We start from the raw sequence: 22,697 nt of genomic DNA, 5'->3' as shown, positions 1-22,697 counted from the left end.
ATTATGGAGAATATTTACTTATTAATGATTGTTGCCTTGGCGGTTTTAGCGATTGCCGATTTAGTAGTAGGAGTTAGTAACGATGCGGTTAACTTTTTAAACTCTGCTATAGGATCGAAGGCTGTATCATTTAGAACAATTATGATCGTTGCCAGTGTTGGAGTTGCCGTTGGGGCCATATTTTCGAGTGGGATGATGGAAGTTGCCAGAAAAGGTATTTTTAACCCCGGAGAATTCATGTTTAGTGAGATCATGATTATTTTCATGGCTGTAATGATTACCGACATATTACTACTAGATTTCTTTAATACTATAGGAATGCCTACATCGACAACGGTTTCTATTGTATTCGAATTATTAGGAGCATCGGTAGCCATTGCATTAATTAAAATTGGTCATGATGGCGGTTCTTTTTCAGATTTGGTAAACTATATAAACACCTCTAAAGCCACTCAAATTATATTTGGTATCCTCCTCTCGGTAGTTATAGCCTTCTCTGTTGGTGCTATGGTTCAATGGGTTGCAAGATTACTGTTATCTTATAATTTTGAAAAGAAAGCAAAATGGGTTGGCGCCCTTTTTGGAGGTATGGCCATTACAGCTATTTCGTATTTCATTTTTATAAAAGGTATTGGTGGTACGGCCTTTGCAAAAGAAAGTTATGACATTTTAGGCGGATTAACTATCGGACATTACTTAGAAACTCAAGTACTATTAATTTTAGCAATCAGCTTAGTATTCTGGAGTTTAGTCTCTTATATATACACGGCCGTTTTTAAACTAAACATCTATAAACTAATCATTTTAATCGGAACCTTCGCATTGGCCCTAGCTTTTGCAGGAAACGATTTGGTAAACTTTATCGGGGTGCCTATTGCAGCATGGCAATCGTACCAAGAATGGTCTACATCTGGAATTCCTGCCGATCAATTTAGCATGGAGGTATTAGCACAATCGGTAAAAACACCTACGTTAATGTTATTTATAGCAGGTATGGTTATGGTTGCAACCTTATGGTTTTCTAGTAAAGCAAAAGCGGTAGTAAAAACATCTATCGATTTATCTAGCCAAAGTGACACAAAAGAGCGTTTTCAGCCTAACTTTTTATCTCGTGGATTTGTAAGAACAGCTGTTGGTATTTCAGACCTTATAAACTATTTAATGCCTAATGCTACACAAGCAAAAATAGATAGACGATTCGAAAAGCCTACCATTGCGCTAAATCGTGATAAGACTTACGAATTACCTGCGTTCGATATGGTTCGTGCAGCTGTAAACCTTATGGTTGCCAGTGTACTTATATCTATAGCAACTTCTATGAAATTACCATTATCTACTACATATGTAACCTTTATGGTAGCGATGGGTACCTCTTTAGCCGATAGAGCTTGGGGAGCAGAAAGTGCTGTATATCGTGTAGCTGGAGTATTAAATGTAATTGGAGGTTGGTTTTTTACAGCGCTTATAGCTTTTTTATCTGCCGCAGCAATTGCATATTTAATAAACTTACACGTACCTTCAATGGTGGCTATATTACTATTAATAGCATTACTATTGTTGGTTAGAAACTATCTTTCCATGAATAAGAAGAACAAAGAACTAAAAGCTGAAGGTCAACTTATTCGCGCCGAAAGTAGTTCTATTCAAGGTGTTATTCATGAAAGTGCACAAAACATAGCGAATGCTATTAAACGTGTTAATAAAATTTACACCGGAGCCATAGATGGTTTATCCAAGCAAGACTTAGTAGCTTTAAAGAAGAATAAAAAGCAAGTCGATAAACTTACAAACGAAATTGATGAATTAAGAGATAATATTTTCTATTTCATTAAAAACTTAGACGAGTCTAGTGTAGCGGCAAGTAACTTCTACATTAACATTTTAGGCTATTTACAAGACATGTCACAATCTTTAGAATACATTTCTAAAGTGAGCCATAAACACGTAAATAACAACCATAAAAAATTAAAATTCAACCAGATAAAAGAATTAAAACAAATAGATAAAACTCTGGATGAGTTATTTACAGATACACAAACAGCGTTTTTAAATCGTTCCTTTGAAGAAATTGGAAGTATATTAAGCACTAAAAAAGCAGTGTTTAATCAAATTACTGAAAGAATACAAAGACAAGTAGAACGTACAAGAACCGAAGAGGTAAGCCCTAAAAACACGACACTTTACTTTAGTTTATTGTTAGAAACAAAAGATTTATTGACAGCCACTATGAATTTACTAGAAGAGTACCACAATGCTCACGATGGTTCTGTCCATGTGCCGAAAATCTTTAAACCTGAAGAGGAAGAATAAATCAATTCTCTACTTTTAAATCCAAAAACAAGGCCGTTTAATTTATTTTAAACGGCCTTGTTTTTCTTTAAGATATGAGCCAATACTCCATTAAAACGGGAAGCCTCCTTTTAAACTAGATTTAAAATATTATTTATTAGACCCAAAAATATCACCAGGAAACATGGGATAATTTGCACCATTTAATTGATTACTATTAGAATCCCGTTTAATTATCGTAGTTCCTGCAGTTATTGATTCTATCATTGGGTTTTCAGTTTTCACTAATTGAATATTATTTTGATTAACTGAGTGTATAACGGAATCATTAAAACTACTTCCAACCAAGCGTGTATACTCAGATACTTCCGGCAGGTCTATTCCGAAATTTCTGAGTCCTGGCCATGCATCAATTAATATTTTTGGAGCTTTTTGAGAGGCTTCTGGGGTCATATCATATACAGTAGCGTTTATTATATGTTGAATTAAAATAGTATTTAAATCATTTCCAATGGTAGCGGAAGCCATACTAAACTTACCATCTTTTAATACAATGGTAGGATTCATTTCAAGAGCGACATGATTTCCTGGTTTGGCAGTTTCATAAAAACTACGAATAGGTGAATCTGCAGCGTTAGGTATAACTACTCCTCCAACTTTAATACCACTAGTGCCCCAAGGTATTGGCATAGCATGACTATAAACTAATACTGCCACATTTCCTTGCTTATCTACAGCAATCATACCGTCGGTATGTCCTCCGTGTCCCTCATTTTCATTTTGTGCGATTGCATTGAAAACTTTATTCCATGCTTCGGTCCCCATAAAACGCCATAATTGTTCAGCATGTGCTTTAGTAACTCTAGAACTAGGGTTCATATTAAATTCTGATAAATATTTGCTTACCAAACTATCATCCCGTACGATACTATTATACTGAAGAACTTTTAATATTTTTTCAGTTCCTTTTGATGTTTCGGCATAGTGTTTCTCACTACTCAATTGGGCTTCATTAAGCAGGTTAAGTGTTTCTATTACCCTTACACCTCCAATGGAATTTATTCCTGCCGAGTACACTTTATACCCTGAAAAATCGGTTGAAAATGGGTCTTCCCAAATGGCTTGATAGTTACTTAAATCTTCTATCGTCATATCTCCACCATTCTCTTGAACTTGCTTTACCAATTCCTGTCCCCAAGCGCCTGTGTACATATATTGAGCGCCTTTATCAGCCACATTTTTTAGTGTATTTGCTAGCTCTGGTTGTTTTAAAAGTGAGTCCGATTCACTAAATTTAGAAAGGAAACCTTTCCCTACATCGTTCTGTTGCATTAAAGGAATGATATCATGAGGCACATGTAGTCCGTGTTCAGCGATATAAATTGCAGGCTCAAATAGTGCATCAAATGGTAATTTTCCGAATTTTTTATGAGCAGCCTCTACGCCAGCCATAAACCCTGGCACCATAACATCTTTTCCAACATATCTAGCTGTAGAATCTGAGCTGTGTTCCTCGACAGTTTTAATGATAGCAGGTTTACCATAACTTGCATCCAAAGAATAAACCTTACCACTTTCTACATCGTAATACACTAAAGTGGAAATTCCCGCAAAACTATACACACTACCCAAGCCTTTAGTAATATTTGTCATAGCACCCGTTAGCACAGCATCAACTGCACTTCCTCCTGCCTCAAGTGCTTTGTTCCCAGCAAAAGCACCAGCTGCACCAGTTAAACTCGCCACCATACTTTCGTTATACGACTTAGAAACTTCCTTATTAATTAGTTTAAAAGGTCCCACGGTATCAAATAAACTTTCAGACCAATTTATAGGAGATAATGTTCCTTTTTTATAAGACATAATCTCCTCTTTTTTTTCACAATTAAAACAAAATAAAAAAAGAAATGTGAGCAGAGCTATTCGTGCAATTCTAATACTATTCATATTATAATGATTTGATTGATAGAATTATAAAGTTAATAAAAAATTAATTAAATGAACAACCTAATTATTCAACAGGGGTACAAATTTCAATACTGAATTGTATTAATTTAATTCTAACTAAGTAAATTTCACGAATAGCATTAAACCAATTTGAAAGACACTTCTATGTAAAACAAAACCCACCAAGCTTACATACCTAGTGGGTTTAAAATATAACACTTAATATAAAAAGAAATAAGCTGTTTTTAAATCAACTTATAAATATTGTTTTTATAAAATTAGAACTAAAAAATTCAATAAGCTAGTTTGTCCAGATTACCCCTACAGCTATAGAGAAATGAGATAAGCCTTCTAAATCTCCCGATTTAAAAGCTGCATTATATCTTGCTGCGGCACGTAATCCTAACCCATAGCTTACATCGTATTCAAAACCTACTTCTGGTCTTAAACTAAACTGCCAAGCTTCTTCTTCAAAAACATGAAGCCCTAAATCCTGCTCCTTTTGGTTATACATTACACCAACACCTAAAGACACAAACGGAGTAAAATCGGCAGATTCATTAATAAAGTAACTTCCTGTTGCATAAATAGGTAAACTGTTAATATAATTATATCGGTTAGCAGATACTGTTTCTTTGCCTTCGGTTGTCGTTACATATCCTAAATCGTCGTAAAATGTCTGTAAAGAAGCACTAATACCTACTCCCCATTCCTGATTTAACATATGAGTATAATCAAACCCTACACCTCTCCAACTTACAGATTCTGTAAAATCGGCTGTATCTCCTGTTGGAATACCCACACTATAATTAACACTATACTTTTCTTGAGACATCGCCGAAAATGATAAAACCATCATGGCGAAAAACCAAATATATTTACTTTTCATCTTGTTTCTTATTTAATTATTAAATGGAGATTGAGAGAACGCTTGATCTAAATTGGTATCGATTCTATTAACGATATTCGCTTGACCACCTTGTAACAAACCATTTAAGGCTGCCATCCAAACTACTGGGATTTTGTTATCTTCGGCATCGTCTGGCACAGTCATTTGTACAAGCACAGAACCTGTTTTATATCCACTCACATAACCTGGAGTAAATGGGTAGTACCAGCCCCAATTTGGGCCATACCATGGGTAATACCAGTCCCAATACCACGGATTATAATAGTAATAAAAACTCTGATCGAAACCTGAAGCCAAAACAACAACTTCCGGGTTAGCATCTACAGAAACCTCTGTCCACCCCAAAGCATTCAAATTACTTCTTAAGTTACTTAATATAGCGTCGCTATAGGCTTCATTTATGTATTCGGTATCATCATCGTCATTATTATTGCCAACTTTAATCACCCGATCTGGTAAGGAATAGGAATAGGTTGTATTAAAATTGAAATCTGACGAATAATTTGTGTAAACAGCATCGTAGTCCTCTACGTATTCTGCTCCACCAGGATAGCAACTTGTAAGTAGCATCGCTAAACAAGCTAATTGTAAAAACACCCTAAGGTGCCATTGTTTTTTAACACTGTTTGTTTTCATTTTACACGTTTTTATATTCATAAAACATACCCTCTCTATAGTATTGAAACCAAAAAAAGGTGAAGTAAATATATTAAAATTAATAATGAAGAAAAACAAAAAAGAGCGTCTAGTTTCTCTGGTTCCAAGACGAACCAAACACGATATAATATCCGAAATCATTGTTAGACCAGGCGAAATCCAGACCTACTCTAAGCTTAAATTTACGTGCAATTAAGTAGCGAAATCCAGACCCGTAATTATAGACTAAGCGTGCTGCATCAAAATTTTCCTTTTCTCTAACAGCTTTAGCCATACCCGCAAATGCTACAGCACTCCATCGCATTGTTATATCGTAACGCTGTTCTGTTTCTACTAGATAAGTAGATTTCCCTTGGTATCTAGATTTAGGCACACCTCTTAATTCTACCGCAGGCTCTAAATAAAATGGTGCATTATCGCTCTGAAATTCTAATTGTAAACGAAAACCACTTACCCAATTATGTGTGAATTGTAAAAACTGAAGCGCTTCAATTCTAAGATCTTGAAAATTATAATCGCTACCTGTCCACTGTTCATTTATATGATATGTAGCATTAAAAAAGGTTCCTTTATCGGGTGTAAACATAGAGTCTCTACTATCGTATTCTACAATTAAACCGGGACTACTTAGGGTACTAGAAATATCCTTTTCATTTACAAAATCTGGAAGGTGTTCAAAATCAAAATTCGGAGTTATCTCACTGTGCATATAGTCGTATTCTACTCCCAAATACAATTTAGAATCTCCTATTTGTTTCATAAAAGTAAGATCTACGGGTATCGATTTAAAATTAAATTCGAAGTCCTTTTCACCTTGATTTAAAACTTCTCTATAATAATCCATATTTACCGAACCATACCCTGTAGCAAACGAATATTTAAATTTATGCTTAGTATTATATCCTAAATGATACACGCCCACGGCCCACGATTTATTAGCAGAATATCCTCCTAAAATGGTAGTTATATTTGGTGGCGTATATTCTTTAACTGGATGTTTGTTGGGGTGAATAAATACAGGCCCTCCCATAATACCAATATTTCCTAAAGCAGGTTCTGTTACTGGCTGTGCAAAAGGAATAAACCCCTTCGGATTCAATAAAAAATCACTAAAATCTAGCTTATGATCTAGAGAATCTTTAAAAACATATTTTCGTTCTTTTTGGCCCTGAACGGGTAATACCAAAAATAGACATAGAAAAAAAATAAAGAAAGAAATGTGTTTCATTAGTGAATGCCTTTAAAGTAAAAGTACTAACTTCAACTATAATATGCACTATTTAAATATAATTAGACCCAATAATATATAAAAAAACGAGGCCTATAATGAGCCTCGCTCTAAAATTGAAATTATTTAATGGTCTGTTTTTTTTTAAGATCCACACATTAAACAGTCGTCGCCTTCTGCTGCTTTAGCTTGTGCAATAAGCGCTTTCATCTCTTCTGGAGACATAGGCTCTACATTAATGTCATTTTCATTGGTTTCTTTAGCAAACTTAACCGCTGTTTTTACCGCCTGTTCCTTTTGATGATTCACTACTGGCGTTTCAACATCTACCTCTGCATTAGGCTCTAGTTTTTTAGCTTTGTCTAAAGTGAATTTAATAGCATCTACAGCACTTTTAGTTCGCAAATAATACATTCCTGTTTTTAAGCCACTCTTCCATGCATAGAAGTGCATAGAGGTTAATTTGGCCATGGTAGCACCTTCTAAAAATAGATTTAAAGACTGAGATTGATCTATAAAATAACCACGCTGGCGGGACATATCTATAATATCTTTCATGCTTAATTCCCAAACGGTTTTATACAGCTCTTTTATGTCTTGTGGAATACTATCTATATTTTGAATTGAGCCATTAGCACGCATAATATCTTGTTTTAAGCCGTCGTTCCAAAGTCCTAATTCTACTAAATCTTCTAATAGATGCTTGTTAACTACAATAAATTCACCCGACAATACACGACGCGTATAAATGTTAGAGGTATAAGGCTCGAAACATTCGTTGTTACCCAGAATTTGCGACGTAGAAGCTGTTGGCATTGGTGCCACTAAAAGCGAATTACGAACGCCATGTTTTAACACATTTTTACGCAATGCATCCCAGTCCCAAAGTCCACTTAAATCGGTTTCTGTTAATCCCCATAAATTATATTGGAATTCACCTTTGCTTATTGGAGACCCTTCGTAAGTCTGGTATGGACCATCGGCTTTAGCTTCTTCCATACTTGCCGTTACAGCAGCAAAATACAAAGTTTCAAAAATATCTTGATTTAATTTTTTAGCTTCATCGCTGGTAAACGGCATACGGAGCTTAATAAAAGTATCTGCCAAACCTTGCACCCCTAAACCAATAGGTCTATGACGCATATTTGAATTTTCGGCCTCTATTACTGGATAATAATTCCTGTCGATAACACGATTTAAATTCTTGGTTACGCGCTTTGTAATTTTGAATAATTCCTTATGATCGAATTCACCGTTTTTAACAAACATCGGTAACGCGATAGATGCTAAGTTACAAACAGCAACCTCGTCTGGCGAAGTATATTCTAAAATCTCTGTACATAAATTAGACGACCGTATGGTTCCTAAATTTTGCTGATTAGATTTACGGTTTGCCGCATCTTTATACAACATGTATGGCGTTCCGGTTTCTATTTGAGATTCTAATATTTTCTCCCAAAGTTCGCGAGCTTTTATGGTTTTACGACCTTTACCTTCTGTTTCATATTTTAAATATAACGCTTCGAAGGCGTCGCTGTGTACCTCGTCTAGACCTGGACATTCGTTCGGGCACATTAAGGTCCATGGTCCATCTTCCTGCACACGTTTCATAAATAAATCTGAAATCCACATCGCATAAAATAAATCGCGAGCACGCATTTCTTCTTTACCATGATTTTTCTTTAAGTCTAAGAAATCCATAATATCGGCATGCCAAGTTTCAATATACATGGCAAAACTTCCTTTACGTTTTCCTCCTCCTTGATCTACATAACGTGCCGTATCGTTAAAAACACGTAGCATAGGCACAATTCCGTTAGACGTTCCATTTGTTCCAGAAATATAACTCCCTGTGGCTCTGACATTATGAATAGCTAAACCGATACCTCCAGCAGATTGCGATATTTTTGCAGTTTGCTTTAACGTATCGTAAATACCATCGATACTATCGTCCTTCATAGTTAATAAAAAACAAGACGACATTTGTGGCTTTGGTGTCCCTGCGTTAAACAAGGTTGGTGTAGCGTGTGTAAAATATTTTTTAGACATCAGCTCGTAAGTTTCTATAGCTGCATCTAAATCGTTTAAATGTATCCCTATTGAGACACGCATTAACATGTGTTGCGGACGTTCGGCAATTTTACCATCTAATTTTAAAAGGTAAGAACGCTCTAAGGTTTTAAATCCGAAATAATCATAACCAAAATCACGGTTATAAATAATTGTAGAATCTAAACGTTCCTTATTATCCATAATCACTTGGTAAACGTCGTCTGCCAAAAGCCCTGCTGCTTTACCCGTTCTTGGGTTAACATAGGTATACAAATCGTGCATGACATCGCTAAACGTCTTTTTTGTGTTTTTATGTAAGTTAGACACAGAAATTCTTGCTGCTAAACGCGCATAATCAGGGTGAGCAGTAGTCATAGTTGCAGCAATTTCTGCCGCCAAATTATCCAACTCACTGGTTGTTACACCGTCATACAAGCCTTCAATTACACGCATGGCAACCTTTACAGGATCTACTAGTTCATTTAAACCGTAGCATAATTTTCTTACTCTCGCGGTAATCTTGTCGAACATGATAAGTTCTCGTTTTCCGTCTCTTTTAATTACATACATAGTTTTTTACACGTTTTTAGTTTTGATTCCAACACACCAAATATTGGAAACCGGTTAGTTATTTTGGTTTTTTATTCTTGCAACTCAAATAAGGCCTATCTAAAATAGAAACCTTTAAAATGAATTGATAATTTTAAAATTGAAATGTGATAAATAGGGTTAAAAATCGGCATCGAAATTAAATTTATCTTCCTCTTCCTCCTTATTTAAAACCCCTGCCTTTTGGTATTCTGACACTCGTTTTTCGAAGAAATTGGTTTTTCCTTGCAAAGAAATCATATCCATAAAATCGAATGGGTTTGAAGTATTATACACTTTCTCGCAATCTAACTCGCTTAGTAATCTATCGGTTACGAATTCTAAATACTGTGTCATTAAAGTAGCATTCATCCCAATTAAACTTGCAGGAAGCGACTCCGTAATAAATTCGCGTTCAATATTTAAGGCATCAACTAAAATTTCTGTAATTCTAGCTTTTGGCACTTTATTAATTAAATGATGATTATGTAAATGCACAGCAAAATCGCAATGCACGCCTTCGTCTCTCGAGATTAACTCGTTAGAGAATGTTAATCCTGGCATAATGCCTCGTTTTTTAAGCCAAAACAAAGAACAAAATGCCCCCGAAAAGAAAATACCTTCTACTGCAGCAAAGGCTATTAATCGTTCTGCAAAACTAGGAGACTCTATCCATTTAAGTGCCCAATCTGCTTTTTTCTTAATAGCCGGAAAAGTTTCAATAGCATTAAACAGCATATTTTTTTCTTTTTCATCTTTTACATAAGTATCTATAAGTAAAGAATAGGTTTCGCTATGAATATTCTCCATCATTATTTGAAACCCATAGAAGAATTTGGCTTCGCTGTATTGCACTTCGCTCACGAAGTTTTCAGCTAAATTTTCGTTTACAATACCATCGCTCGCCGCGAAAAAAGCCAAAATGTGTTTTATAAAATAACGCTCGTCGTCGTTTAATTTATCTTTCCAATCAGAAAGATCTTGATGCAAATCAATTTCTTCGGCCGTCCAGAAACTGGCTTCAGATTTTTTATACCATTCCCAAATATCGTGGTGCTGAATGGGGAAAATTACAAATCGATCTTTGTTTTCTTGCAGAATAGGTTCTATCGCTTGAGACATTATTTTAGTTTTTTAAGTTTTATGGGTTGATAAAAAGTATTACTTTCAGTGAGTAACAAATATTCAAAATTAACATCTAAAAAGAAAGGCAATTGGATAAACGTTGTTAACAAGTTTTTAACAACACTTTTCAACAACAAAACTCATAAGTTTTCATAAAAATATTTTATAACACTGTATTTCAGAAGTTTACAAAATACACCTACTTAAAAAGTTTCAAAAAAAATTACGCTAAAACCCTTTACCTCACTATAAAAGAGCACAAAAAACCTAAACTTAACACAAACAAAAAGAGAGCTGTTATAAGCTCTCTTCTCCCCCAATAATTAACTAAACTAACTAAAAAAAAATTCTATATTTTTATTCTTATTTTAAATTTTTATACATTATTAAATCAGCTTTTAAGATTACCCCATAAAAATCACGATACCTTGACTTCCTAATTTAAAATGAAAACATAAACCAAATATCAACAATTACTAGAAACCATCGACTCGTTTTTGTATGGTTGGTATAAAATTATGTGTATTTAGCGATGATATTGCTCAAAAAATAAATTAATAGAAATTACGTTTAAGTAATTATATTAATCCTTTATATTTATGCTAAGATTTATACCATTATGATAAAAGCCGTTATAGTTGATGATGAACCAAAAGCCATACAAAGCCTCACTTGGGAGTTAAGCAACTTTAGCGACCAAATTGAAGTTATTAAAACGTTTACCACTCCAGAAGATGCTATTTTTTACCTAAATAGCACACCACCCGACTGCTTATTTTTAGATATACAAATGCCAACTATGGATGGTTTTCAGTTTCTGGACAAACTAAAAAACAGAGATTTCGCTGTAGTTATAACCACAGCTTATAACGAGTACGGTATTAAAGCGCTAAAACAAGAGGCTATAGATTATTTATTAAAACCAATAGATTCAGACGATTTAAAAGAGACCTTATATAAAGTTAAAAAATTTAACTCTAAATTTACCAAGTCGATTCAGATTGAAAACGTCATAACAGAGTTTAACGAAAAATTTAATTCGCAACGTATTACCATAAATACCGATGGCAAATTAATTTTTGTAGATGCCGATGATATTTTGTTTGTCGAGTCGGATGGAAATTACAGCACAATCTATTTAAATGAAAATCAAAAAATTGTCATCACCAAAAAATTGAAAGACGTAAACACCATTTTACCTGAACATTTTTTCTTCAGAATACACAACTCATATATTGTTAACCTGAATAAAATAAAAGAATACATTAAAAATGATGGCTATGTTGTTATGCAATCCAACCATAAGATTCCTGTTGCACGACAACGTAAATCTGATTTCTTAGAGAAACTATAACATGCCAACATCTTTTTTAAATATATTTAACTTTAACCTAAGAAGCAGTCTGTACTGTACATTCCTCTTCTTTTTAGTTTTCAATAGCTCTATTGGTCAAAATCAGGCCCTAGACACGCTGTTTATTAGCAATGTAAAAACCACATTAAAAGAAAAAACAAAAGATTATAGAACTTTAGAAAACCTATTTCGGTCGGCCAAAGGCGATAGCCTAAAGATGAAATATTTAGAAAAGCAATCGACCATCAATAATTATTCTGAAGGTAGAAGTTACGCTTTAAACGCGCTTGGAAGAATTTATAGAAACATGTCGCTTTACGAACGCGCGATAGAAGCCCACAAAGAAGCTATATATGCGGCAATAGATGGTAAAAACGACGCTTTACATGTTATTTCTCTAAATTTAATGGGGGTGGTTTATCGCCGTATGGATTTAGTAAAACCGGCATTAGACTACCATAAAGAGGCTTACGATTTAGCTACCAAAGCCTACAAAACAAACCCAGACCCAGAACTAGAGCACAGTATCGCCGTGTCTAGAAATAGCATGGGAAATATTTATCTGGCGTTAAAACAAAACGATCTTGCTCTAAAACAATTCGAGCGCTCTATTATTATTGAAAAGAAAGAAAACAATATTTTAGGACTTGCTATAAACCATCAAAACATTGGGTATGCTCACGAAGCCAAAGGCGATTTAGACAAAGCACTAGAAAACTACCAAACATCGCTAGGGTATAACGAAGAAATGGACTCAGACATTGGGCGCGTTATCTGCTACAACTCTATTGCACAAGTTTACATAAAACAAGAACGCTTTAACGAAGCTCTAGCCATTTTGCACAAATCTCTAGACAAGGCTATGGATTTGGGCGACCAATATTATTTGGCACAAACCTATATTAATTTAGGATGGACTAACGAAAAACTAAACCAAGACGCAGAAGCCGAAAAAAACCTAAAGACAGGTTTACAAATTTCTAAAGCCTATGAGCTTAAAACATTTACTGCCGAAGGCCTGAATCACTTATCAGATTTACAAACCAAGCAAGAAAAATACAAGGAGGCTTTAAACAGTTTTAAAGAAAGTAAAACCATTGAAGAAAGCATTACTAACGATCGCAATTTAAACTATGTTAACGATTTAATTATAGAATACGAACACGAAACTAAAAACAATCAAATACAAAAACTTGCCGACGAAAACGAAGCTGTTAAACACAAATTAGAGCGTAACAAAAAATTATTCTGGTATACGGCGATTTTAATTTCGTTGTTTACCACCATGATTGTTATTATTATTAGACACCGTCAAGTAAAACAAGAAAAACAAATTATTACGCTAGAGCAAGACATGTTACGAAATCAGATGAATCCGCATTTCATCTTCAATTCGTTAAACTCTATCAAACTTTATATTATTAATAACGACAAAGAAAAAGCCGTTTATTACCTAAATAAATTTTCAAAATTAATCCGTAAAATTCTAATTGCTTCTACCGAAAAAGAAATGACTTTAGAAGAAGAATTAGACACTATGCAACTGTATATTAATATTGAAAATATTAGATTCCAGAACGAAATTCAATTTAATGTTCAGGTAGATGAAGGTATAAATACTGCCAATTTAAAGGTACCGTCTCTTATCCTGCAACCTTTTTTAGAGAACGCACTCTGGCATGGTTTATCGTCTAAAAAACATGATAAACGCATAAACCTACACGTTTATAAAGACACGCCAAATTATATAACAATAAGCATTGAAGATAATGGTATTGGCCGTGTTGAATCGGAAAAAATAAACAGCCTAAAAGTTTTAAAACGAAAATCTGTGGGTATCGCTATTACAAAGGCACGTTTAGCCAATTTCTCTAAACGTTTTCCTAACGATTATAAATTTAATATTGAAGATTTATACAACGACAAAAACCGACCAAAAGGAACACGAATTATATTACAAATCCCGATACCTAACTATAAAGACGCTTAATTTACTTATAAGATTCGGCCACTTTCTCTAACTCCATATACCAGTCTTCGCCAAATTTTCTAATTAAAGCTTCTTTTACAAATTTGTAAATGGGCACTTGTAGCTCTTTACCCAAAGTACATGCATCGTCGCAAATGTCCCAACGGTCATAATTTACCGCCGAAAACTCGGTAAAATCTTTCACTCGAATCGGATATAAGTGGCATGACACTGGTTTTTTCCAGCTTATTTCACCCTGATTATAAGCTTCCTCGATAGCGCAAAGTGCCGTGCCTTTTTTATCAAAAATAACATAAGCACAGTCTGCTCCATCAATAAGCGGGGTTTCTAAATCTCCAAAATCTGTAGTTACATAAGTACCTTGAGCCTCGATAGCGTCTATCCCTTTTTGTCTTAAAAACGGTTTTACTTTCGGGTAAATATCCTCTAATATTTTTATTTCTTCCTTATCTAAAGGCGCTCCGGCGTCGCCATCAATACAACATGCACCTTTACACGCCGATAGATTACAAAGAAAATCTTTCTCTATAATATCTTCTGAAACTATGGTTTTTCCTAATTGAAACATGATGCAAAAATAGGTAAACTTTCTATTTAATTATTATAGATAGTCTGTTATAATCCACTACTTTTGCGCAAAATTTTAGCCACAAAAGCAATGCAGTTCAATTTTAAAGAAATATTTACAGCCTTTATGATTCTATTTGCTGTAATAGATATTATTGGAAACATCCCTATCGTAATCGATTTGCGAAAAAAAATGGGACAAATTCAGAGCGAAAAAGCGTCCGTTATAGCCGGAGCTATTTTAATTGTATTTTTATTTTTAGGAAAAAGTATCTTAAATTTAATTGGGATAGACGTAAATTCTTTTGCCGTTGCAGGTTCTTTTATCCTGTTTTTTATTGCCTTAGAAATGATTTTAGGTATTACGTTATACAAACAAGAAGAACAATCTGCGGTTACCGCAACAGTGTTCCCTTTAGCGTTTCCGCTAATTGCTGGCCCTGGAAGTTTAACCACCCTATTATCGTTACGAGCAGAATTTAGAACTGAAAATATTATTGTAGCCGTATTATTAAACGTAATTTTAATCTATGTAGTCCTTAAAACATCGTCTACAATAGAACGTTTAATAGGACAAAACGGAATTAATATAATTCGTAAAGTTTTTGGCGTTATATTACTAGCCATTGCAGTAAAATTATTTGCACACAACATTAAAGCCTTATTTATTTAATATGAAAATATTCTCAATTATACTCGGGGTTATAGCCATTGCACTTATTGTTTTTAACGCCTCTCAAATTAATTTTGATGCGCCTTTTGGAGATGAAAGCATTGTAACGTTAATTACTATAATGGCACTTTTATGCGCGATTGTATTATTACTTATTTTGAATACATCTAAACGGATAGAAGAAAAATTTAAAAACAAGAAGTAAATTCTGTTTTAACAGGAAAATGCTAACTAGTCTTGATGTTGTTCACTTAATTTAAGAACTTCATTAATCATATCGTCGTTGGCATTAAAGACTTCTGTATAGGCGCCTTTTCCAAATAATTGATCGGCTATAGTTGCTTTTAAATATTGTTTAACCTCTTCATGAAAAGCTACAAACGTAATATTTGAAGCGGTACGCATATTTAAATAATCTTGAAACTTAATCACTAAGTCGTCGCTCACAATAAAATCATCTATAAAATTACGACGGGTATAGCCATCAAACATATGCCTGTCTTTTTCTAGCTCTTCGAAAATAAAATAACTTATAAATCCGCGTTGCTCCAAAAACAATAAGGTTTCGTTTTGCATATTGGTATCTAGCGGTACGAAAACATCAGGAATAATTCCGCCGCCACCATATACAATTTTACCTTTTGGTGTTGTGAATTTTAAAGAGTCGGAAACTTTAATTTTTGTAGGGTCTATTAGTTCACCACTTTCTAAACGCTCAAAATATTCGTCGTAATAATCTTTATTTCCATGACTATAAGATCGCTGAATTGAGCGCCCTGTAGGCGTGTAATAGCGAGACACCGTTAAACGCACAGCACTACCATCGCCTAACTCCATTTCTCGTTGCACTAAACCTTTTCCGTAAGACCGTCGCCCCACTATGGTTCCTTTGTCGTTATCTTGTAAAGCCCCTGCCACAATTTCGCTGGCCGATGCCGAATTCTCGTTTATTAACACATAAACTTCACCTTGCTCGAAATCGCCTTTTGCCGTCGCATAGTCTTTATCGATATTTCCACTTTTATTTTTAGTGAATAGTATCAGTTTTTCATCTTCTAAAAATTCGTCAACAATCTGCTCTGCAACGCTTAAAAAACCACCAGGATTGTCTCGCAAATCTATGGTCATTTCTTTGGCACCTTGCGCCTTTAAATCTAATAGTGCTTTTTTAAACTCTTTAAAGGTCGATTCTGCAAAACGGTTCACTTTTATGTAACCCAGGGTATTGGTAAGCATATAGCTAGCATCTACACTTTTAATAGGAATGAGATCGCGAGCCACTTCAAAATCTAAAATTTCATTCGTGTCTTTTCTAAACACTTTTAACTGTACTTTCGAGTCTACCGGGCCTTTTAGTCTGTGTACGATATCGCCATCTACAAGATGTTTTCCAAATAAAGAATCGCCATTGGCATAAATAATACGGTCGCCTCCTAAAATACCAACCTTATCGCTAGGGCCATCTTCAACAGTTCTTATAACCGTAACAGTATCTTTATAGGTGTAAAAATGAATACCGATACCAACAAAATCGCCTTTCATATTTTCGGCCACACGCTCCATATCTTCTTTAGGAATATACACAGAATGCGGATCTAAATTTTCTAGGATTCCGTTTACGGTAACATCTACAATACTATCGGTATTTACATTATCTACATATTCGTAATTAATATAATCTATAAGCCGATTTAATTTCTCTTTATTACTATTAGAAGTAAACAATCTATCTGAGCGATCTGAAAAATTTAATTTACCCCCAATAAATATCCCGGCCGCTACAGCAGCTCCGATAACCAAGGGTAAATATTTTTTTTTAAACGCCATTATGCCGATAAATCTTCGATGTATTCTATAATAATACCTGCTTTTTCTAAAAATTCTAATCCCGAATTATCCTTGTATTTTTGGCAGTACACCACGCGTACAATTCCCGCTTGATGAATTAACTTACTACATTCTTTACAAGGCGATAGCGTGATATACAATGTAGCTCCTTTACAGGATTGCGTAGAGGCTGCAACCTTTAAAATGGCATTAGCTTCGGCATGTAAAACATACCATTTGGTATAGCCTTCCTCATCTTCGCAGAAATTTTCAAAGCCTGTAGGTGTACCATTAAAACCGTCTGAAATTATCATGCGATCTTTTACAATAACGGCCCCTACTTGTTTGCGTTCACAAAAGGATAATTTTCCCCACTCTCTAGCTATTCGTAAATAAGCTTTATCGTATTTAAGCTGCTTTTTTTTCGGCATTAACAAGTATTGATTTTAAGTAAATTCTTTCAGAATAAAGAAAATAAAAATAAATTAAAATTTACAATGCCATTTTCCTTTTATATTGAAGAACTCCATAACGAAGATACTCGGTTAAGGGTTTAATTACAATGTGAAATCGTTAAAATTTTGAGAAAACTTTTGAGAGTTAGGAGATTAATTCATTTTCTAAAATCATAGGAATAACCAAACCAATTACTATAGACGACATGACTAAGACCCAGTCGCGTTTAGAAAATCTAAATACCGATTGCATAACAACACTGAGACACAATACAACAAACACGATTATAATTTGCGCCACCTCTATGCCTAATCCGAACTCCAACAATGGGAGCAACTTATCTCGTTTACCACCCACTAATAAATGAAACTCTCTAGCAAAACCTAAACCGTGAATAATTCCGAAAAACAACGCTGAAAAAAACAACACCCCGGCACCTTTTTGGATGGTCTTACCAGCTGTAAACACATTATAAAGTGCCATTATAAGAATGGTTATGGGAATTAAAAATTCGACCAAAACACCATTGATTTTAACCACATTATAAGCCGCTAAAACCAAAGAAATAGTATGGCCTAGCGTAAATAGAGATACGAGTACCAGAACGCGTTTCCAATCTTTAAAAACATAAGACACGGTAAGCACCAATAAAAATAATACATGGTCGTAACCATTAATATCTAACACATGATTTACACCGTATTGTACGTAAAAAAGAAAATCGTCTAGCATAACTTGGGGTTTGGAGCTTTATGTTTGAATTGAAAATGATATAAAATAAAGCGTATTAAAAAGCACTCTACATAAAAATTTTCAGCGGCAAAATTAATAAAAAGATTACAACAATAAGCTATAATATCTTAACGCATTATTTTAAACAAACAATGTCTACCCCTAGTTAGTATTTAAAAAGTCAAGCTACTCTTTTCTAAGCCAGTACTGAGTTCTTCCTAAAAGCGCCATCCCTAGAAAACCTCTTACTTTAAGTTTATTGTTATCTACCAACTTCACATAACAGCTATATTCATCTCCCGATTCAGGATCTAGAATGCTTCCACCATTATACTCTTTTCCGTCTTTTTTAAGATTCTCTATAATAACTAAACCAATGATCGGTTTATTTTTTTTATCGCCTTCACACTTTTCGCATACAGAATTTTTATCGCCAATATATTTGTCGACTATTTTTGCAAAATAGGCATCGCCAGTTTGATAGATTTCAATTAGTGCCTTTTTTTCGTTGGTTTTATCATCGTAAGTTTCCCATGTTCCAAGAATACTTTGAGCATTAACAGAAAGACTTAACATTAAAACGACTAGTAAAAACAAATATTTCATGAGTATAAGGTGTTTAGTTATTAATTTTGTGGTCTAAAAATAGGAATTAAAAATCACTTTTTAATTTTATACTAACTTTTGATGTATTGAAAATATTTTTTTTGAGGAATCGTATCAAATACTGCACTTACTTAGAGCAGTTAAAGACATCTTTAAATCAAATGATTAACAGTATTCACTGTCCACCAAAATACTCATAAACTTCTGCAAAGTGCGCCTTCTATTTTAGAAGATTTATAGCCTTATGCATCATAAACTACAATACAATTTCCTACGGAAACCCCCTGATGGATTTTCAGAAGTTAGCCAGCACAAGTAATTTATTATAGGAGCCATTATTAGACTCTGTTTTTAAAAACCAAATAGAAAATCCAAGATAATTTTCGTGAGCCGCCTAGAACTTAGCTATTGTTTTTTATACAATATTGGCAGTTCGTTGTTTTATACAGTTGGTACCTTTTCAAGTGTAACTTCATTTCCAACTTTGTCAAAATAAATACAGGTCATTTTTTCAAGATTTACTATCCATTTCTCAATTCCTGTTTCAGCACAATGTTTACAAAATGTAAAATAGTCTGTTTCTCCTTTTTGGTGGATTTTCAAATATTCTTCAAATTTTTGCTTATCAGTATAATCCGCTATAAGCAATTCTTCATATTTCGGTTTAGATTTCGTCCGAAAATTGTCCTTTCCAAAATATTCAGTATGACTATCCGATACCCAAGTTTCAAATGCCACAACTCCGATTTGTTTAATTTCCTCGATGTACTTTGGAAATTCCGCCCCTGATTTAATCTTACTATGGGCTAATTCAATTTGTTCTACTGTAAACATTATTGTCCTATTCTTAAATGTTGTTTTCTTCCTTATCATTGATTTTTACGACCGACAACAGTCTCCGTTTGTGAGTAGTTACGCCGTTTAACCGTTAATTTGTCAAGTACACACAAAACTAAAAACCCTGACGAATTTTCTAATATAGGCGAGCACAAGCAATTACTTATTGTCATTATTGTGCATAGTGTTTTATTCAGTTCGTTTATAATTCAGTCCAGTTTTAAATCCGCAATACGCTAAGAAAATTAGCAATATTATTTGTATATAAAAAAGAGCACTTGATAAAATTACAAAACTACTTTCTTTCGGTTCAACTTCTTGTTCCATTTGTTCTATTCCATCTCCATCACTCAAAGGCGGATAAATAGTCCAACCAGAAGTTTGTTGGACAAAGTTCTCTACAATTGCACTTATTCCGTTCAGGATTACTATTAGTAAAATTGTCGAAATTATTAATATCAGATTTGCAGTCAGGTTTTTAAAATTCCCGCGTAATGTTCGGACAAGGTAAATTCCAAAAAACACTAAAACTCCAAGTAATAGGAGAAAATGAAAATTGGAAATAACAAAGTAAGTGTCGTGAACACTTAAGTTAAGAGTAGAATCAGATTTAATATATGATGATTCTTACAAAAGTACTTTAGTGAAAAGTTAATGCTTTTTTACTTGTTTTTTACCACAGTACTTTGTTGGCAGCTGGTTTTTATTCATCTATTTTTTGTTCTTCTCCGCAATAAGGACAATATGCAAATCCTTCGTCCAATCTGTTGCTGCAATTCGAGCATAAGGTTATTTCCTCAATTACTGATTTAAAAGGAATACTTGTTTTAAATGTAAAGTCATCTGGGATTTCTTTTATAAAACTCGATTCATTTCCTTTTTCCGTGATTAAAAATAAGTCGTCTTTTGCTCTTGTAATTGCCACATAAAATAGTCGCCTTTCTTCTTCAAGTAGTAAATTGTGATTTGATTTTTTGATTACTTGATAAATTCTGTCTTCCATCCAAATATCTGGAAATCCACCGCCTCCTTCTGTCAATCCAATGATAAAAACAGCTTTTGCTTCAAGCCCTTTAGAGGCGTGAATTGTTTTACCTGAGACAAACACTCGTTCCTGTTTAAATCTTTCAAAATATGCACTATACATTTTACTTCTTCGATAAAGAAATAGGATGTCTTCTTTTGTATAACCTTTGTCTTTTAGTTTATTTACTTGGTCAAGAACGTACTCAAGGTTCTCAGCAAGATTTTTACCTGCATAAACGTGAATTTTACTACTTGACTTTTTATTTGAGCGTACATCTTTGTCAACCTTGAATTTGTTGTGTTTGATTACTTCATTACTTGCACCAACTATATGTTCTGTGCTTCTGTAATTCATACTCAATTTTATAGTTTCAGATTCTTTAAAATGGTCTTTAAAGTTGACTATATAATCTACGTTTGAACCTCTAAAACCATAAATACTTTGCCAATCGTCTCCAACACAGAAAAGTTGGTTACTGTCTGTTAGCAAAAGTTTTATTAATTCAACTTGTAAGTTATTCACGTCTTGAAACTCATCTACAAGAATGTACTCATATTTTCCTCTAAATTTTTCTGCTATTTCCTTATGATTTTTAAATAAAGAAATAGTTCTTGTAATCATATCATTAAAGTCTAAATATGATTTGTTGGTGCAATACAATTGATATTGCTCAATAACTGGAATTGCAAGTTTATAAAAATCTCTTACTCTTTCGTGTTGGTCTTTTTTCGATTGTTCTAAAACTGTTTTAGTTGGTAAGTTCTCCACTTTTACCATATCAATTACTCGCATAGTTTGTCGAAGGAAGTCCTTAACTTCTTTGTGATATGATTTAAATTCTTCTTCGAATGATAAAGCAGTTGAAAAATGATAATTTGAAGGCAATCTATTTTTTACAATTCGTTCTAAAGCTAAATTGAATAGTGCAGTATCTTTTGTTTGGTGCTCAAATGTTTTAACAAGTAGCTTATTGGCTTTGTTAAACTGCTGTTCTTTTCCTTTTGTTGGATAGCTTTTTTGACTTACGTGTTCTAAATAAAGATTAGCTTCTGGAATATAAAAGTCTGGTCGAAAATCAAAATCTCTAAAGTTTACGTTTGGTTCATATTCAAATTTAATGCTGTGTCGATAAAGCCAATCCGCTATATATTGTTCGGATTTTGACCGAACTTTTGTACCATTTAATGTTGTGTAATATTTTCCATCTTTTGGTAGAGAAATACGTTTGTCTTTTTCAATGTGGATTTTGTCAATCATATAATCCAATATGTATCTTTTCAAATCGAATAGATACTTATTTGATTCACAGTTTTCGATTAAGATTTTATGGATGACTTCAAAAATAGTTTCTGTTGCCGAGTATTTTGCAAATTCATCATCTTTTGCTTTGGTATCTCCAATAATTTTGAATTTGTTATCAAACTCATTCACGCCAAAGTTTCGGATAATGCTATAACAAAGGCTGTGAAAAGTTCGTAATGTTAAGTTGTCAATCCACTTATGTTTTTTTGTAAAAAAGTAACGTTCTGTGTCTTTTTCTTTTGTTGTTCGATTTTTGTCGGCAAGAATTTCAGCATATTCCTCTGTGTCGTCTGCTGAGATGATTAACCTATCGAGCATTTCATTGGCAGCGTTTTTTGTAAATGTAATTGCCAAAATATTACTTGGGTTAACGCCTTTTTCTTCAATTAAGTAAATTAATTTTTGAAGTAATGTTTTTGTTTTTCCCGAACCTGCACCTGCTAAAACTAGAAGTCTTTTACATTCTGAAACTACTGCTTGTCTCTGTTTTTCATTAAGTCCGCTTAAATCGGTTTTGGTTGTTTGCATAT

18 protein-coding genes are annotated in these 22,697 nt (G+C 33.8%); 5 read left to right on the top strand and 13 right to left on the bottom strand.

Features of this window, described 5'->3' with window-relative positions; all coding sequences use genetic code 11:
• The first annotated feature begins 3 nt into the window (after positions 1-3).
• Complete coding sequence (locus tag A9D35_RS12250; RefSeq protein WP_066223424.1) at positions 4-2,310, top strand: inorganic phosphate transporter; 2,307 nt, start codon at positions 4-6, stop codon at positions 2,308-2,310.
• A gap of 129 nt (positions 2,311-2,439) precedes the next feature.
• Here the strand turns inward: A9D35_RS12250 and A9D35_RS12245 are convergent, their stop codons facing one another.
• From A9D35_RS12245 to A9D35_RS12220, 6 genes are all read right to left on the bottom strand, one after another.
• Positions 2,440-4,152, bottom strand: coding sequence for a gamma-glutamyltransferase (locus tag A9D35_RS12245; RefSeq protein WP_066223423.1), 1,713 nt, complete (start codon positions 4,150-4,152; stop codon positions 2,440-2,442).
• 385 nt (positions 4,153-4,537) lie between these two features.
• Positions 4,538-5,125 carry an outer membrane beta-barrel protein gene (locus tag A9D35_RS12240; RefSeq protein WP_066223421.1) on the bottom strand — a complete coding sequence of 196 codons (588 nt, stop codon included), beginning with the start codon at positions 5,123-5,125 and terminating at the stop codon, positions 4,538-4,540.
• Between the two features lie 12 nt (positions 5,126-5,137).
• Positions 5,138-5,782, bottom strand: a complete 645-nt coding sequence (locus A9D35_RS12235) for a DUF4136 domain-containing protein (protein WP_066223419.1) — start codon at positions 5,780-5,782, stop codon at positions 5,138-5,140.
• Positions 5,783-5,891: 109 nt separating this feature from the next.
• Positions 5,892-7,031, bottom strand: a complete 1,140-nt coding sequence (locus A9D35_RS12230) for a BamA/TamA family outer membrane protein (protein ID WP_066223417.1) — start codon at positions 7,029-7,031, stop codon at positions 5,892-5,894.
• A gap of 144 nt (positions 7,032-7,175) precedes the next feature.
• The gene (locus A9D35_RS12225) at positions 7,176-9,653 is read right to left on the bottom strand and encodes a ribonucleoside-diphosphate reductase subunit alpha (protein ID WP_066223415.1); all 2,478 of its coding nucleotides are present in this window, start codon (positions 9,651-9,653) and stop codon (positions 7,176-7,178) included.
• 159 nt (positions 9,654-9,812) lie between these two features.
• On the bottom strand, positions 9,813-10,793 hold the full coding sequence (locus tag A9D35_RS12220; RefSeq protein WP_066223413.1) for a ribonucleotide-diphosphate reductase subunit beta: 981 nt from the start codon (positions 10,791-10,793) through the stop codon (positions 9,813-9,815).
• A gap of 622 nt (positions 10,794-11,415) precedes the next feature.
• Between A9D35_RS12220 and A9D35_RS12215 the strand changes: the two genes are divergently transcribed.
• Positions 11,416-12,150 carry a LytR/AlgR family response regulator transcription factor gene (locus A9D35_RS12215; protein WP_066223412.1) on the top strand — a complete coding sequence of 245 codons (735 nt, stop codon included), beginning with the start codon at positions 11,416-11,418 and terminating at the stop codon, positions 12,148-12,150.
• Position 12,151: 1 nt separating this feature from the next.
• A complete protein-coding gene (locus tag A9D35_RS12210) occupies positions 12,152-14,140 on the top strand; it encodes a tetratricopeptide repeat-containing sensor histidine kinase (RefSeq protein WP_066223411.1) in 1,989 nt (662 codons plus the stop codon).
• Position 14,141: 1 nt separating this feature from the next.
• On the opposite strand, the gene A9D35_RS12205 is transcribed toward A9D35_RS12210, so the two are convergent.
• Positions 14,142-14,708, bottom strand: a complete 567-nt coding sequence (locus A9D35_RS12205; RefSeq protein ID WP_066223408.1) for a DUF3109 family protein — start codon at positions 14,706-14,708, stop codon at positions 14,142-14,144.
• Positions 14,709-14,798: 90 nt separating this feature from the next.
• Here A9D35_RS12205 and A9D35_RS12200 point away from each other — a divergent pair, with 90 nt between their 5' ends.
• Both A9D35_RS12200 and A9D35_RS12195 read left to right on the top strand, forming a co-directional pair.
• Positions 14,799-15,380, top strand: a complete 582-nt coding sequence (locus A9D35_RS12200) for a MarC family protein (RefSeq protein ID WP_066223407.1) — start codon at positions 14,799-14,801, stop codon at positions 15,378-15,380.
• A gap of 1 nt (position 15,381) precedes the next feature.
• Positions 15,382-15,585, top strand: coding sequence for a hypothetical protein (locus A9D35_RS12195; RefSeq protein WP_066223406.1), 204 nt, complete (start codon positions 15,382-15,384; stop codon positions 15,583-15,585).
• 26 nt (positions 15,586-15,611) lie between these two features.
• Here the strand turns inward: A9D35_RS12195 and A9D35_RS12190 are convergent, their stop codons facing one another.
• The 6 genes from A9D35_RS12190 to A9D35_RS12160 all read right to left on the bottom strand — a co-directional run bounded on the left by A9D35_RS12190 (position 15,612) and on the right by A9D35_RS12160 (position 22,695).
• Positions 15,612-17,207, bottom strand: a complete 1,596-nt coding sequence (locus A9D35_RS12190; protein WP_066223405.1) for a S41 family peptidase — start codon at positions 17,205-17,207, stop codon at positions 15,612-15,614.
• Positions 17,207-17,638: a deoxycytidylate deaminase gene (locus tag A9D35_RS12185; RefSeq protein WP_066223403.1), complete on the bottom strand. Its 432-nt coding sequence runs from the start codon at positions 17,636-17,638 to the stop codon at positions 17,207-17,209. Before A9D35_RS12185 ends, A9D35_RS12190 begins: the two co-directional genes overlap by 1 nt.
• Positions 17,639-17,807: 169 nt before the next feature.
• Positions 17,808-18,395 (bottom strand): HupE/UreJ family protein, encoded by a 588-nt coding sequence (locus A9D35_RS12180; protein ID WP_066223401.1) that lies wholly within the window; start codon positions 18,393-18,395, stop codon positions 17,808-17,810.
• A 186-nt stretch (positions 18,396-18,581) separates the two neighbouring features.
• Positions 18,582-19,001, bottom strand: a complete 420-nt coding sequence (locus A9D35_RS12175) for a DUF2147 domain-containing protein (RefSeq protein ID WP_066223400.1) — start codon at positions 18,999-19,001, stop codon at positions 18,582-18,584.
• A 441-nt stretch (positions 19,002-19,442) separates the two neighbouring features.
• Positions 19,443-19,835 (bottom strand): DUF1398 domain-containing protein, encoded by a 393-nt coding sequence (locus A9D35_RS12170; RefSeq protein ID WP_066226059.1) that lies wholly within the window; start codon positions 19,833-19,835, stop codon positions 19,443-19,445.
• Between the two features lie 706 nt (positions 19,836-20,541).
• Positions 20,542-22,695, bottom strand: a complete 2,154-nt coding sequence (locus tag A9D35_RS12160; RefSeq protein WP_066223395.1) for a UvrD-helicase domain-containing protein — start codon at positions 22,693-22,695, stop codon at positions 20,542-20,544.
• Positions 22,696-22,697: the final 2 nt, after the last annotated feature.

The sequence above is a fragment of the Formosa haliotis genome (genome assembly GCF_001685485.1).
In the GTDB taxonomy this organism is placed as follows: Bacteria; Bacteroidota; Bacteroidia; order Flavobacteriales; family Flavobacteriaceae; genus Formosa; species Formosa haliotis.
The sequence above is the reverse complement of the archived record's forward strand: the minus strand, read 5'-3'. Positions and strand labels throughout refer to the sequence as shown.